Origin of the sequence: Bradyrhizobium iriomotense, from assembly GCF_018129405.1 — a bacterium.
GTDB classification, from domain to species: domain Bacteria; phylum Pseudomonadota; class Alphaproteobacteria; order Rhizobiales; family Xanthobacteraceae; genus Bradyrhizobium; species Bradyrhizobium iriomotense_B.
In genome coordinates this window covers 682,273-696,316 of the sequence record NZ_JAFCLP010000001.1, presented here as the reverse complement: position 1 = coordinate 696,316, position 14,044 = coordinate 682,273, and the positions used below count along the sequence as shown (strand labels likewise).

Genomic DNA, 14,044 nt, shown 5'->3' with positions numbered 1-14,044 from the left:
ACATGGTCACCGCGGAGAGACCGCCCGCGACGGTCTAGGCTGCCCGCATTGCCGCGCCATGTGCGTGCTTGTCGATGGCGCCGATGATCTCCGGCCAGAAGCGCATCGGCAATGCGTGGCCCATGCCTGGGATCATCAACAGCTTTGCGTTCGGGATTGACGCCGCCGTGTCCTTGCCGCCTTCGGGATGGACCAGCGGATCGACGGTGCCGTGAATGACGAGCGTCGGTGCCTTCACGGCGTGCAGCCGCTCCTTGCGGCTGCCGGAGGCGAGCACGGCGCGGAGCTGGCGGCCGACGCCGGCCGGATTGAGCCCGCGCGCGAACACGCGCTCGGCGCGGCCTGGGTCGAGCGCTTCCTCTTCCGGAAACGACCCTGCGCGCAGCACCTTCCAGGTCTGGCCGAAGCGGACGATGAACTCCTCCTTGCTGCGCGGCGGCGGCGCCATCAGCATCGCCGCGGCCTCACGTGTCGGCGGCGGTATGCGCGGATTGCCCGTGGTCGACATGATCGAGGTCAGCGAGCGTACGCGCTGCGGAAACGACAGCGTCATCTCCTGGGCGATCATGCCGCCCATGGATGCCCCGACCAGATGCGCGGACTTGATGCCGAGCGCATCCATCAGGCCGACCGTGTCCCTGGCCATGTCGATCAGCTTGTAGGTTGCGGCCACGGGAATCCGGAGGAAGCGGAGCTTCAGCAGCTCGAGCGGCGTTAGCCGCTTGCCGCCGGTGAGATGGCTCGACTTGCCGATGTCGCGATTGTCAAAGCGGATCACGCGGAAGCCGCGCGCGGCGAGCTGCTCGCAGAACCCATCGTCCCAATGGATCATCTGCGCGCCCAGGCCCATGATCAGCAGCAGCGGCTCGGCGTTGTCGTTACCGAAGATCTCGTAACAGATGTCGATGCCGTTGGCGCGGACGGTCTGGGGCGGCTGATGGACGGTCACGGGTCCCTCCTGCTGATCGATGCTGTATCGCACGGTTTGCCGCCGCAAAGAAGCGCGTGCGCGACACCGCGCCCGCCGCTTGCCGGTTGACCGGCCCCGCGCAACGGTGTGGTATGGCGAAAAAGAAGGGCATCGCAGCTCTCGATACTAGGAGGACGCCGATGACCGACAAGACCAATGACCCGGTCGCCATGTGGCAGAAGATGATGGGGGAGATGGAGAAGGGGTTCAACTCCTTCGCCAACCAGGCCATGTCGTCGCCAGAGTTTTCGCAAGCGCTGAACCGGGCGGGCGGCGTTGCTGCAGGTGCTCAGAAGCAGCTCGGCGAGCTCATGGAGAAATATCTCGTTGCGATGCATCTGCCGAGCCGGGAGCAGGTGACGGCGCTTGCGGAACGGCTGCAGTCCATCGAGGCCCAGGTCAGTGAGATGAAGTCGATGCTGAGCCAGATTGCGGCAAGTTCCGGAATCCCGCAAAGCCTCGATGCTGCGCCGCGGCCGCCGCGCACCAAGCGTCCGCCCTCCGAAAACGGAGGACAGACATGAACGCGCCTGCGGGACTTGATTTCGCATCCATCCCGGAACGCATCCAGTCCGAGGTGCAGCGCGCCATCCAGCGCAGCATCAAGGGCGTCGAATATTTTTCGACCTCCGGCCCAACGCTTGGATCGACGCCCAAGGACGTGCTGCATTCGCGCGGCACCATGAGCCTCTATCACTATCGTCCGATGTCGGATGAGATCTACCGCGTGCCGGTGCTGATCGTGATGGCGACCACCAACCGCGGCTACATTCTCGACCTCGTGCCCGGCCAGAGCTTCATCGAGTTCCTGCTGAAGCGCGGCTATGACGTCTACATGCTCGACTGGAGCGCGCCGCGGCCGGAGGAGAAGAGCCTGCGGATGGAGGACTATGTCCTCGACTTCATCCCGGATTGCGTCCGCCGTGTGCAGGCCGATTCCGGCGAGCAGGACGTTTCCGTGATCGGCTATTGCTTCGGAGGGGTGCTGTCGCTGCTCTACGGCTCTATCCACAAGGACGGGCCGATGAAAAACCTGATCTGCTTCACCACGCCGATCGATTTCCGCGAGATGAAGCTGTTCTCGAATTTCTCCGACCGCCGCTATTTCGACGTCGACCACCTCGTCGACAGCGTCGGCAACGTCCCGCCTGAGATGATCCTGTCCTCGTTCGAGATGCTGCGGCCGGCCTCGCGCACGGTGAGCCAGATCCAGCTCTGGGAAAACATCTGGAACGACGAGTTCGTGAAGTCGTATCGGATGTTCGACCGCTGGGCGACCGACACGCTGCCGCTCGCCGGCGAGTACTTTCGCACTATCACCAAGGACCTGATGTGGGACAACAAGCTGTTCAACGACACCATGTCGGTCGGCGGCCGTGCGGCCAAGCTCGAGAACATCACGGTGCCGATCCTGCATGCGGTCGCCGAGCACGACCACATCGTGCCCTATGACGCCGCAAAACACCTGATCGCCAAGATCGGCTCGGCGGACAAGGAAGAGGTGATGCTGAAGGGCGGTCACGTCTCGCTCGTCGCCGGCGCCAACGCGGTGAAGCGACTGTGGCCGAAACTGGATTCCTGGCTGGGGAAGAGATCGACATGAGCGAGCAGCGTTCCTATCCGCGCCACGTCAAGACCGACGCCGGCGATATCGAGATCCGCCTGATGTCGCCCGCGGACGAAGCCGCCGTGCTGGCCTTCGGCAAGGGCCTGCCGACCCATGACCTGTTGTTTCTGCCGCGAAACATCAGCGAGCCGAAGGTGCTGTCGGCCTGGGTCAAGGAGATCGAGCGCGGCGCGATTCAGAGTCTGCTCGCGGTGAGAGAGGGCAGGGTCGTCGGCTGCGGCACGCTGGTGCGCGATCCGCACTCCTGGTCGCCCCATGTCGGTGAGATCCGCATGGTGGTGTCGCCCGACGTGCGCGGCAAGGGCGTGGGCAAGGCGCTGTCGCAGGAGACCTTTGCCCTCGCACTCGGCGCGGGCCTGGAAAAGCTCTCGGTGCAGATGACCGTCGACCAGCAGGCGGCGATTGCACTGTTCGAGAGCCTCGGCTTCAAGGCCGAAGCACTGCTGCGCGACCATGTCCGGGACGTCGGCGGCAAGACCCACGACATCGTCGTGCTCGGCCACAACATCGCGCAGGTTCAGGCTCAGATGGAGGCTTACGGGCTGCCGGGCGCCGTCCAGCACTAAGAGAGCCGTCCAGCACTAGGAGCGCCGATCAAGCATTAGGTCCGGATCGGGTCGATCCGCGGGGCGCTTGGCTAGGGAGGCATCAGGATGCCTCCCGTTAAGGCGTTCACGATTTCGTGATATCGCAGTGCAATACGAATATTGCATCGCACAATTAACCGTGCCATATAAGCCGTGCCCCGGGCCAATGCGGACGGGGTGAGCCCATAGCTCAGATCAATGAGGATGGAGAGAACCCCATGACCACTGAAACCAACACCGCTTTCGAGGGCTTCAAGGACGCTTTCAAGAACATCCAGAACCTGGAAGTTCCCGAGGCCGCCCGCGAATTCGTCAAGAAGACCGCCAACACCGCCAAGGACCGTGCTGCCGAGGTGTTCGCTGGCTCCGAGCGGGTGACCGCCGCCGTCGAGAACGCGGTGACCGAGTCCGTCACCGAGGCCGGCAAGATCAGCCGCAACATCCAGCAGGCGATCTACGAGGACGCCGAGGCGTTCTTCTCGGGTATCGACAAGCTCGCTTCCGCCAAGTCGGTCAGCGAAGCCGTCGAGATCCAGTCGAGCCTGCTCCGCGCCCGCGGCGAAGCGTTCGTCTCGCGCGCCAAGGCGACCGCCGACTATCTCGGCAAGCTCGCCGCCAACGGTGCGAAGTCCGCTCAGGACAACTTTGCCAAGGTCTACAAGACCGCCTGATTTTGCGGCCTGAGTAGAAACTGAATTTGAGGCCCGCTTCGGCGGGCCTTTGTTTTTTGCGCTACCGTCATTGTGACCGTCATTCCGGGGCGATGCGAAGCATCGAACCCGGAATCTCGAGATTCTCAGGTGCGCAATTGCGCACCATAGTTCGGTCCTGCGGACCGCCCCGGAATGACGTACTCTAGATTTTATCATGAACGCACCCGCCACCTTCTCCTTCGACACCCCCGGCGATGCCGAACGTGCGGCCGAACTGCGCCGCGTGAAAGCGCTGGCGACGCTCGTGCTGGCCTCGACGCTGGCACTGTTCATCGTCGCGAAATGGCTGTTGCCCGTGCATCCCGTGTTCGGCTTCATCGCAGCCTTCGCGGAAGCCGCCACCATCGGTGGCCTCGCCGACTGGTATGCGGTGGTGGCGCTCTTCAAGCGGCCGCTCGGCCTGCCGATCCCGCACACCGCGATCATCCAGAGCAACCAGGCCCGCATCGCCGACAAGCTCGGCGAATTCATCCAGGTGCATTTCCTCGAGGCGGGTCCCGTCGAGGCCAAGCTGAATGAGATCGATTTCGGCTCCTTCGTTGCCGACTGGCTGCGCGACCGCAAGCGCAGCGATGACCTTGCGCGCTTCGCGCTGCGTCTGTTGCCGGAGGCCGTGTCGGCGACGGAAAGCTCCGGCCTGATGACCTTCATCATCCGCCGCATGTCCTCGCAGCTCCAGGCGATCGATCTCGCTCCGCTCGCGGCCGGCACGCTGCGCGGCTTCGTTGCGGAGGGACGGCACCAGATCCTGTTCGACGATCTCCTGCGCGTGATGCACGAGACGCTGAACCAGAAAGAGACGATGGCGATGATCCGCGACAAGGTGCGCGCGGAGTTGCCGACCCTGCTCAATCTCTATCGCGCCGACAAGTTTCTGGTGAACAAGATCGTGGCCTCGGCCACCGCATTCTTCAACGAGGTGCGCAGCGATCCCAAGCATCCGTTCCGCGGCGAGTTCGACCGCATGGTGCTGAGCTTCGTCGACCGGCTTGGAACCGACCAGGCCTATATCGACCGCATCGACGGCCTGAAGCGCGACCTGCTTGCGCGGCCGGAGCTTGCCGATCTTGCCCGCACCGTCTGGGCCAACACGCGCACCTTCATCGAGCGCAGTGCGAGCGGCGAGACGCAGGTGCTGCAGCATCATCTCGCAGGTATGTTCGTCTCCGCGGGCGAGGCGCTCGCCGGCGATGCCGAACTGCGGGGCGAGATCAACAAGGGCCTGGTGACGGTGCTGCGCAGTTTCGTCGCCGACCAGAAGAGCGGTGTCTCCACCTTCATCTCCGACCAGGTCAAGGCGTGGAATATGACGCAGCTGATTTCGCTGATCGAAATCAACATCGGGCGCGACCTGCAATACATCCGCTTCAACGGCTCGCTGATCGGCGGCCTCGCCGGACTTGCGCTCTACTCTGTAGAATTCCTGCTTCGTTTGTTGTGACTTTTGCGTCACGGCCGTTAGCATTAATGCGCGAGCCTATTGTCGCCCCGCATCTCTCCCGCTTGAATATCCGGAACCGGCCGCCTAGCTGATTCATGTTGCGCTGCGGAACGTTCAAGAAGCCGGCGTATTGGAATTCATGCCCATTTGCCGGCATCGCAGCCGGCGCTTCTCCAGGGGAAATCTTGATGACCGCTACTGCCCAGACGCTGCGTCCGCCATCCCGCACTTTGATGTTTCTGGAAGGGCGCGCGATCCACGAGTTCGGCGCGTTCCTCGGCGCGCTGCCGCTCCTCAGCCTCGCGCCGCGCGGCGACGGGCATCCGGTGCTGGTGCTGCCGGGCCTCGTGGCCTCTGACGCGTCGACGCGCGCGCTGCGTACCTTTCTGACCGGCAAGGGCTACGTGGTGAGCGGCTGGCGCCAGGGGCGCAATTACGGCCTGCGCCCCGGCGTGCAGCACGCGATGGTCGATCTGGTTGAGGAGCTCAACGACACCCACGGCCGCAAGATCAGTTTGGTTGGCTGGAGCCTCGGCGGCCTCTATGCGCGCCAGCTCGCCAAGATGATGCCCGAGCGCGTGCGCCAGGTCATCACGCTCGGCAGCCCCTTCGCGGGCGATCCCCGTTCGACCAATGCCTGGCGGGTCTATGAATGGGCGAGCGGCCGCAAGGCCGACGAGGTCGATCCGCGATTCGGCGGCGAGCTCGCCGTCCCGCCGCCGGTGCCGACCACCGCCATCTTCAGCCGCACCGACGGCGTCTGCGCCTGGCAGGGCTGCATGGAGAAGTCGGGCGCGCAGACCGAGAGCATCGAGATCGAGAGCAGCCATTGCGGCATGGGCCATCATCCCGCCGCGGTCTATGCGGTCACCGACCGGCTTGCGCAGAAGGAAGGCCAGTGGCGCCCCTTCGACCGCAGCGGCTGGCGCAGCCTCGCCTATCCCGACCCGCATCGGTAGCGCTCCTCTTCACCTCGCCCCGCTTGCGGGGAGAGGTCGGATCGCATCGGAGATGCGATCCGGGTGAGGGGGGAGTCTCCACGAGTCCAACTCTCACCGAACGCGCGGAGGCTCCCCCTCATCCCGACCTTCTCCCCGCAAGCGGGGAGAAGGAGAAGAGGCGTCGCTCCCGTCCATTGTCGCGCCCGCATCAAACGCGCTATGCCTCGCGCATGGCGCATCCGCTTTCCCGCATCATCGACCAGCTCAAGCGCGAGCCCTCGCGCACCGGCTCCATCGTCATTACCGTATTCGGCGACGCCATCGTGCCGCGCGGCGGCTCCGTATGGCTTGGCACGCTGCTGGAATTCTTCGAAAGCCTGGATATCGACAGCGGCGTCGTGCGCACCGCGATGTCGCGCCTTGCTGCCGACGGCTGGCTGACGCGCGAAAAGGTCGGGCGAAACAGTTTCTATCGCTTGGCCGACAAGGGCCGCCAGACCTTCGAAGCAGCCACGCGCCACATCTACGATCCGCCGCCCTCGGACTGGACCGGGCGCTTCGAGCTGCTGCTGATCGGCAATGGCGAGGACCGCGACGCCTCGCGCGAGGCGCTGCGCAATGCCGGCTTCGGCAGTCCGCTGCCGGGTGTGTGGGTCGCACCGTCAGGCGTGCCGGTGCCGGACGAGGCTGCAGGCGCGATCCGTCTCGAGGTCTCCGCGGAGGACGACAGCGGCCGGCGTCTCCTCAGCGCGAGCTGGCCGCTGGATCGCACCGCCGACGCCTATCTGAAGTTCATGAAGACGTTCGAGCCGCTCCGTGCCGCGATCGCGCGCGGGACGGATCTGTCCGATGCCGACGCCTTCACCGCGCGCATTCTGCTGATCCACTACTATCGCCGCGTCGTGCTGCGCGATCCGCTGCTGCCGGAGAGTCTGCTTCCGGCGGACTGGCCGGGCAGGGCGGCCCGCGCGCTCTGCGGCGAGATCTATCGTGCGCTGCTTGCCTCGTCGGAGCAATGGCTTGATGGCCATGGAACCAATGAAAAGGGATCGCTGCCACCGGCGCGAAAGCTGCTGGAACGGAGGTTCGGCGCCTGATCTTTATGTTACAGAAATATCTTGCATGACGTAATTTTTGTTATATATTGCCTCCCAATAAAATGGGAGGACGCGCATGTATACCCAGGCGCTGAACACGGCCGAGACCGATGATCGCGGTCTGGAGGACGCAGGCAAAGCTGCGCAGTTCCAGGCCCGCATCGATGCCGAGGAGCGCATCGAGCCGAACGACTGGATGCCGGCGGCCTATCGCAAGACGCTCACCCGCCAGATCTCCCAGCACGCGCACTCCGAAATCGTCGGCATGCTGCCCGAGGGCAACTGGATCACGCGCGCGCCGACCTTGCGCCGCAAGGCCGCGCTGCTCGCCAAGGTGCAGGACGAGTGCGGCCACGGGCTCTATCTTTACGCCGCCGCCGAGACGCTCGGCTCCTCGCGCGAGGAGTTGGTCGACGCGATGCTCGCGGGGAAAGCAAAGTACTCCTCGATCTTCAATTATCCGACGCTGACCTGGGCCGACATCGGCACGATTGGCTGGCTGGTCGACGGCGCCGCGATCATGAACCAGATCCCGCTGTGCCGCTGCTCCTACGGTCCCTATGCGCGCGCGATGATCCGCGTCTGCAAGGAGGAGTCTTTCCACCAGCGCCAGGGCTACGAGATCATGCTGACGCTGTGCCGCGGCTCGGACGAGCAGAAGGCGATGGCACAGGACGCGCTGAATCGCTGGTGGTGGCCGGTGCTGATGATGTTCGGCCCGCCCGATGCGACGAGCCAGCACAGCGACACCTCGACCAAGTGGAAGATCAAGCGCTTCTCCAATGACGAGCTGCGCCAGAAATTCGTCGATGCCACCGTGCCGCAGGCGCAATATCTCGGCCTCACCATTCCCGATTCCGGCATGACGCAGGACACCGACGGGCACTGGCGCTACAGCGAGATCGACTGGACCGAGTTCAAGCAGGTGCTTGCCGGTAACGGCCCCTGCAACCGCGACCGCATGGCCGCGCGCCGCAAGGCCCATGATGAGGGCGCCTGGGTGCGCGAGGCGGCAGCTAGCTATGCCGCCAAGCGCGCTCAGCGCCAGACCGCGCAAGCCGCGGAATAGGGAGATCAATATGGCCACGCCGAACACGCCGCTGTGGGAAGTCTTCATTCGCAGCCGCAACGGGCTCGCGCACAAGCATGTGGGATCACTGCATGCGAGCGACACGACCATGGCGCTGCAGGCTGCCCGCGACATCTACACCCGCCGCGGCGAGGGCCTGTCGATCTGGGTCGTGCCGTCCACCGCGATCACCGCGAGCGATCCCGCCGAGAAGGGCATGATGTTCGAGCCGGCGGAATCCAAGATCTACCGCCATCCGACGTTCTACGAAGTGCCGGAAGAAGTGGGGCACATGTGATGCTCGTGGCCAACATCCAGGTCTCCGAAACGCCGCTGGTGCTCTACGCGCTGCGCCGCGCCGACGATGCGCTGATCCTCGGTCACAGGCTATCGGAATGGTGCGGGCATGCGCCGATGCTGGAAGAGGACATGGCGCTCTCCAACATCGCGCTCGACCTGATCGGCCAGGCGCGCGAGCTCTACACCTACGCCGCCAAGGCCGAAGGCAGGGACAACGACGAGGACAAGCTCGCCTATTTGCGCGACGTGCGCCAGTACCGCAATCTGTTGCTGGTCGAGCAGCCCAACGGCGACTTCGCCCAGACCCTGGTGCGACAGTTCTTCTATTCCGCCTTCGCCGATCTCTACTGGCGTGCGATGCTGAATTCGCGCGATGCGACGCTGGCGGCGATTGCCGCCAAGTCGGAGAAGGAGAGCGCCTATCATCTGCGCCATGCCTCGGAATGGATCATCCGGCTCGGCGATGGCACGGACGAGAGCCACGCCCGCGCGCAAGGAGCGATCGATCATCTCTGGGCCTATACCGGCGAGATGTTTGCCGTCGACGACGGCGAGCGCGCCCTGATCCATGCCGGCATTGCCATCGATCCCGGCGCCTTGCGCGGCCGCTGGCTGACGACGCTTTCGGACGTCATCGGTGAGGCCACGCTCAAGCTGCCGCAGAATGACTGGATGCAGCAGGGCGGCCGCTCCGGTCGCCACAGCGAGCATCTCGGCCATCTCTTGTCGGAGCTGCAATCGATGCAGCGAACTTTTCCGGGGCTGACATGGTGACGGTCGTCAATGACAACGCCGTGCTGCGCCAGCGCGCCTGGGATGTCGCCGCGAGCGTGGTCGATCCGGAAATCCCGGTGCTGAGCATTGCCGATCTCGGCGTGCTGCGTGATGTCGTTCTCGACGGCGGCCATGTCGAAGTCGCGATTACCCCGACCTATTCGGGCTGCCCGGCCATGAACATGATTGCGCTCGAAATCGAGATCGCGCTGGAGCGCGCTGGTTTCCATCATCCGAAGGTGCGAACCGTGCTGTCGCCGGCCTGGACCACCGACTGGATGAGCGAGGAGGGGCGCGAGAAGCTGCGCGCCTACGGCATCGTGCCGCCGCAAGCCTCGAGCTCGCGCCGTGCGCTGTTCGGCGAGCAGGCCGTTGCGTGCCCGCAATGCGGCTCCGACAAGACCGAGCTGTTGTCCGAATTCGGCTCGACCTCCTGCAAGGCGCTGTGGCGCTGCAAGTCCTGCCGCGAACCCTTTGATTACTTCAAGTGTCATTGACCATGTCCGCAGCCGCACCGCGCTTCCACCGCCTGGCCGTCAGCGACCTCCGCCGTGAGGCGTCCGACGCCATCTCGATGACGTTTGCCATTCCCGGCGAGCTCGCCGGCGACTACGCCTTCACGCCCGGCCAGTATCTGACGCTGCGCACCACGCTCGACGGTGAGGAGGTGCGCCGCTCCTATTCGATCTGTTCCGGTCCCGACGATGGCGAGATCCGCATCGCCGTGAAGAAGGTCGATGGCGGCGCGTTTTCGAGCTGGGCGGCCGAAGATCTCAAATGCGGCGACGAGCTGGATGTGATGACGCCAACGGGCCGCTTCGGCGTCGTCCCACCGGCAGATCGCGCGCGGATTCATGTTGGCTTCGCCGCGGGCTCCGGCATCACGCCGATCCTGTCGATCGTGAAGGGCGTGCTGGCGCGTGAGCCGGACAGTCGGTTCTTCCTGTTCTACGGCAACCGCACCACCGACAACATCATGTTCCTCGAAGCGCTCGAGGAGCTGAAGGACCGGTTCATCGATCGCCTCTCGATCTTCCACGTCATCTCCGGCGAAGAGCAGGACATTCCGATCCTGCACGGCCGGCTCGACGGCGAGAAGGTCAGGGTGCTGCTGCGCTCGCTGGTGCCGGCGGGAAGCGTCGATCATGTCTTCATCTGTGGTCCCCTTGGCATGAGCGAGGAGATCGAGGCGACCTGCCGCGATCTCGGCATCGTGGACGAGAACATCCATGTCGAGCGCTTCGTCTCCGAATTCGGCGGCAAGCCGCGCCCGAAGAAGGCCGTTGCGCCCGACGCGCCGCCGAAGGCGATCGCGTCGCTGATCATCGACGGCAAGCGCCGCGACGTGCCGGTTGCCGAGGATGAGGCGATCCTCGATGCCGCGCTGCGCGCCGGGGTCGATCTGCCCTTTGCCTGCAAGGGCGGCATGTGCTCGACCTGCCGCGCCAAGCTGGTCGAGGGCGAGGCGCCGATGGACATCAACTATTCGCTGGAACCGTGGGAGCTCAAGGCTGGCTTCGTCCTCACCTGCCAGGCCAAGCCATCGTCCGGACGCGTCGTCGTCGATTACGACCACGTTTGACAGTTTTGGCCAACCAGCAGAACATCATGAGCAAACAATTGGCCGGGAGAAGCGCGTGAACGTCAAAGCCGCCCTGTCGCCTCAGGATATCGCCCGCGCCTGCGCCGATGCGATGTGGGCCGAGGACGATGCGTCCAAGGGTCTCGGCATGGAGATCGTCGAGATCGGCCCGGGTTTTGCGACGCTCGCAATGACGGTGCGGCCGGACATGGTCAACGGCCAGCGCATCGCCCATGGCGGCTTCATCTTTACGCTCGCCGATTCCGCCTTCGCGTTCGCCTGCAATTCGCACAATGAGCGCGTGGTGGCGGCGCAAGGGCAGATCACCTTCATCAAGCCCGGCAGGCTCGGCGACCGACTCGTTGCGAAGGCGCGGGAGATCACCCGCGGCGGCCGTTCCGGCATCTACGACGTACGTGTCACGGCGGGTGAGACCGTCATCGCGGAATTCCGCGGGCATTCGCGCGTCATTCCCGGCACGTGGCTGCCGGCACAAGATCAATAAGACTAAAGAAAAGAACAAACCAATGTGGGGAAACGAAGATGGCTCTGACGAGGCTCAAGGAAGGTGCCAGCGCCTATAGCGCCGAGATGGACGCGCGTGAGCGCGCGTCGCGTGACGAGATCATGGCATTGCAGAAGGAGCGGCTGGCCTGGTCGCTGAAGCACGCCTACGACAATGTCGCACATTACCGCAAGGCGTTCGACAAGGCCGGCGTGCATCCGTCCGACTTTCGCGAGCTCTCCGATCTCGCAAAATTTCCGTTCACGGTGAAGACGGACCTGCGCGACAACTATCCCTTCAACATGTTCGCCGTGCCGCGCGAAAAACTGGTGCGCGTGCATGCCTCCTCCGGCACGACCGGAAAGCCGATCGTGGTCGGCTACACCCAACGCGACATCGACACATGGTCCGAGGTGATGTCGCGGTCGATCCGCGCGGCCGGCGGCCGCACCGGCATGATCATCCACAATGCCTATGGCTATGGCCTCTTCACCGGCGGCTTAGGGGTGCACTACGGCGCCGAGAAGCTCGGCTGCACGGTGGTGCCGATCTCCGGCGGCATGACCGAGCGGCAGGTGCAACTCATCAATGATTTCCGGCCTGACATCATCACGGTGACGCCGAGCTACATGCTGGCGATCCTCGACGAGTTCAAGCGCCAGAAGCTCGATCCCCGCCAATGCTCGCTCAAGGTCGGCATCTTCGGCGCCGAGCCCTGGACCAACGCGATGCGCGGCGAGATCGAGGACGCCTTCGACATGGATGCGACCGACATCTACGGCCTGTCCGAGGTGATCGGCCCCGGCGTCGCGCAGGAGTGCATCGAGACCAAGGACGGCCTGCATATCTGGGAAGACCATTTCTATCCCGAAGTGATCGATCCCGAGACCGGTGCAGTGCTGCCGGATGGCGAGAAGGGCGAGCTGGTCTTCACTTCGCTCACCAAGGAAGCTTTTCCGGTGATCCGCTATCGCACCCGCGACCTGACGCGGCTGCTGCCGGGCACGGCGCGGCCGGGCATGCGGCGGATGGAGAAGGTTACGGGACGCTCGGACGACATGATCATCCTGCGCGGCGTCAATCTGTTCCCGACCCAGATCGAGGAGGTGCTGCTGGCGACCGACTGGTGCGGCGGCCATTTCATCCTCGAGCTCACCCGCGAAGGCCGCATGGACGAGCTGACCATCATCGCCGAGGCGCGGCCCGAAAGCTGGGACGGAAGGGGCCTCCTCGACCACGCCGACCGGGTCTCGACCCACATCAAGAATACGATTGGCGTCAGTTCGAGGGTCCAGGTGGTCGCGCCGGCCACGCTGGAGCGCTCGCTCGGCAAGGCCAAGCGGCTCTACGACAAGCGGCCCAAGGACTGACTTGACGGATTGACTTGACCGCCCCCAAAGGCGACAAGGCCCGCGAGAAATCGCGGGTCTTTTCATGTCAGCCGATGCCAAAACCGTCGAAGCGCGCTGTGTGCGCCTCAACGCCAAAGCTGAAAACGCCGCTGCGCTTGCGCCTAGCGTCGAGCGCCAGACGCTTGCGCGCGGGCCGAACGATCTCCTGATCGAAGTGAAGGCCGCCGCCGTCAATCCCTCCGACGTCAAGGCCGCGACCGGGCTGATGCCCTATGCCGTGTTCCCCCGGACCCCCGGCCGCGACTACGCCGGCGTGGTGATCGACGGGCCCGCGGGCACAATGGGGCGCGAAGTGTTCGGCTCCTCCGGCGATCTCGGCATCCGCCGCGACGGCACCCACGCAACCCATCTCGTCGTCGAGGCCGATGCGGTCGTGGAGAAGCCCAAGACGGTGTCCTGGGAGGAGGCCGCTGGCATCGGCGTGCCCTTCGTCACCGCGATGGAAGGCTTTCGCCGCGCCGGCGTGCCGAAGAGCGGCGAGACCGTGCTGGTGTTCGGCGTCAACGGCAAGGTCGGTCAGGCCGCGGTGCAGATCGCGACCTGGCAGGGCGCGCGCGTGATCGGCGTGGTGCGCAAGGCGGAAGCCTATGAAGGCCACGCCAACGCGCCGATCGAGGTGGTCGACGCCTCCGCCATCGACGTCGCCGCGCGCGTGCGCGAACTGACCGGCGGCAAGGGCGCCGACATCGTCTTCAACACGGTCGGCGATCCCTATTTCCAGGCCGCGCACAAGTCGCTCGCACTTCGCGGCCGCCAGATCCTGATCGCCGCGATCGACCGCATCGTGCAGTTCAACATCCTCGAATTCTATCGGGGGCAGCACACTTATGTCGGCATCGATACGCTCGGCCTGTCCTCGGTCGCGACAGGTGCGGTGTTGCGCGACCTCGGCCCCGGCTTTGCGAGCGGGCACCTGAAGCCGTTCCCGATCAAGGCGAATGCGATCTATCCGCTCGAGCGTGCTAAGGAGGCGTACGTCGCCGTCGCCGGCTCGTCGCGCGATCGCGTGATCCTGAAGCCGTGACG

The 14,044-nt window shown here is 64.7% G+C and carries 16 protein-coding genes; 15 read left to right on the top strand and 1 reads right to left on the bottom strand.

Features of this window, described 5'->3' with window-relative positions; all coding sequences use genetic code 11:
* Positions 1 to 34 precede the first annotated feature (34 nt).
* On the bottom strand, positions 35 to 949 hold the full coding sequence (locus JQ592_RS02945) for an alpha/beta fold hydrolase (RefSeq protein WP_211401408.1): 915 nt from the start codon (positions 947 to 949) through the stop codon (positions 35 to 37).
* A 161-nt stretch (positions 950 to 1,110) separates the two neighbouring features.
* Between JQ592_RS02945 and JQ592_RS02940 the strand changes: the two genes are divergently transcribed.
* From JQ592_RS02940 to JQ592_RS02870, 15 genes are all read left to right on the top strand, one after another.
* Positions 1,111 to 1,494 (top strand): hypothetical protein, encoded by a 384-nt coding sequence (locus JQ592_RS02940; RefSeq protein WP_211401752.1) that lies wholly within the window; start codon positions 1,111 to 1,113, stop codon positions 1,492 to 1,494.
* Complete coding sequence (locus JQ592_RS02935; protein ID WP_211401407.1) at positions 1,491 to 2,573, top strand: PHA/PHB synthase family protein; 1,083 nt, start codon at positions 1,491 to 1,493, stop codon at positions 2,571 to 2,573. Before JQ592_RS02940 ends, JQ592_RS02935 begins: the two co-directional genes overlap by 4 nt.
* Positions 2,570 to 3,163 carry a GNAT family N-acetyltransferase gene (locus tag JQ592_RS02930; protein ID WP_211401406.1) on the top strand — a complete coding sequence of 198 codons (594 nt, stop codon included), beginning with the start codon at positions 2,570 to 2,572 and terminating at the stop codon, positions 3,161 to 3,163. The genes JQ592_RS02935 and JQ592_RS02930 overlap by 4 nt, the downstream gene beginning before the upstream one ends.
* A 239-nt stretch (positions 3,164 to 3,402) precedes the next feature.
* Positions 3,403 to 3,855: a phasin gene (locus JQ592_RS02925; protein WP_211401405.1), complete on the top strand. Its 453-nt coding sequence runs from the start codon at positions 3,403 to 3,405 to the stop codon at positions 3,853 to 3,855.
* Between the two features lie 196 nt (positions 3,856 to 4,051).
* Positions 4,052 to 5,338 carry a DUF445 domain-containing protein gene (locus JQ592_RS02920; RefSeq protein ID WP_211401404.1) on the top strand — a complete coding sequence of 429 codons (1,287 nt, stop codon included), beginning with the start codon at positions 4,052 to 4,054 and terminating at the stop codon, positions 5,336 to 5,338.
* Positions 5,339 to 5,526: 188 nt separating this feature from the next.
* Positions 5,527 to 6,297 (top strand): esterase/lipase family protein, encoded by a 771-nt coding sequence (locus JQ592_RS02915; protein ID WP_211401403.1) that lies wholly within the window; start codon positions 5,527 to 5,529, stop codon positions 6,295 to 6,297.
* Positions 6,298 to 6,509: 212 nt separating this feature from the next.
* Positions 6,510 to 7,376 (top strand): phenylacetic acid degradation operon negative regulatory protein PaaX, encoded by an 867-nt coding sequence (gene paaX / locus JQ592_RS02910; RefSeq protein ID WP_211401402.1) that lies wholly within the window; start codon positions 6,510 to 6,512, stop codon positions 7,374 to 7,376.
* Positions 7,377 to 7,452: 76 nt separating this feature from the next.
* Entirely contained in the window at positions 7,453 to 8,445 is a 993-nt protein-coding gene (gene paaA / locus JQ592_RS02905; protein ID WP_211401401.1) for a 1,2-phenylacetyl-CoA epoxidase subunit PaaA, read from the top strand.
* 10 nt (positions 8,446 to 8,455) lie between these two features.
* Complete coding sequence (gene paaB / locus JQ592_RS02900) at positions 8,456 to 8,743, top strand: 1,2-phenylacetyl-CoA epoxidase subunit PaaB (RefSeq protein ID WP_211401400.1); 288 nt, start codon at positions 8,456 to 8,458, stop codon at positions 8,741 to 8,743.
* Positions 8,743 to 9,519 (top strand): 1,2-phenylacetyl-CoA epoxidase subunit PaaC, encoded by a 777-nt coding sequence (gene paaC, locus JQ592_RS02895; RefSeq protein ID WP_211401399.1) that lies wholly within the window; start codon positions 8,743 to 8,745, stop codon positions 9,517 to 9,519. The genes paaB and paaC overlap by 1 nt, the downstream gene beginning before the upstream one ends.
* Positions 9,513 to 10,016 (top strand): 1,2-phenylacetyl-CoA epoxidase subunit PaaD, encoded by a 504-nt coding sequence (gene paaD / locus JQ592_RS02890; RefSeq protein WP_211401398.1) that lies wholly within the window; start codon positions 9,513 to 9,515, stop codon positions 10,014 to 10,016. The genes paaC and paaD overlap by 7 nt, the downstream gene beginning before the upstream one ends.
* Positions 10,017 to 10,018: 2 nt before the next feature.
* The gene (gene paaE / locus JQ592_RS02885; RefSeq protein WP_211401397.1) at positions 10,019 to 11,101 is read left to right on the top strand and encodes a 1,2-phenylacetyl-CoA epoxidase subunit PaaE; all 1,083 of its coding nucleotides are present in this window, start codon (positions 10,019 to 10,021) and stop codon (positions 11,099 to 11,101) included.
* Between the two features lie 55 nt (positions 11,102 to 11,156).
* A complete protein-coding gene (gene paaI, locus JQ592_RS02880; protein ID WP_211401396.1) occupies positions 11,157 to 11,606 on the top strand; it encodes a hydroxyphenylacetyl-CoA thioesterase PaaI in 450 nt (149 codons plus the stop codon).
* A gap of 38 nt (positions 11,607 to 11,644) precedes the next feature.
* Positions 11,645 to 12,976, top strand: a complete 1,332-nt coding sequence (gene paaK, locus JQ592_RS02875) for a phenylacetate--CoA ligase PaaK (RefSeq protein WP_211401395.1) — start codon at positions 11,645 to 11,647, stop codon at positions 12,974 to 12,976.
* 64 nt (positions 12,977 to 13,040) lie between these two features.
* The gene (locus JQ592_RS02870; RefSeq protein ID WP_211401394.1) at positions 13,041 to 14,042 is read left to right on the top strand and encodes a quinone oxidoreductase family protein; all 1,002 of its coding nucleotides are present in this window, start codon (positions 13,041 to 13,043) and stop codon (positions 14,040 to 14,042) included.
* Positions 14,043 to 14,044: the final 2 nt, after the last annotated feature.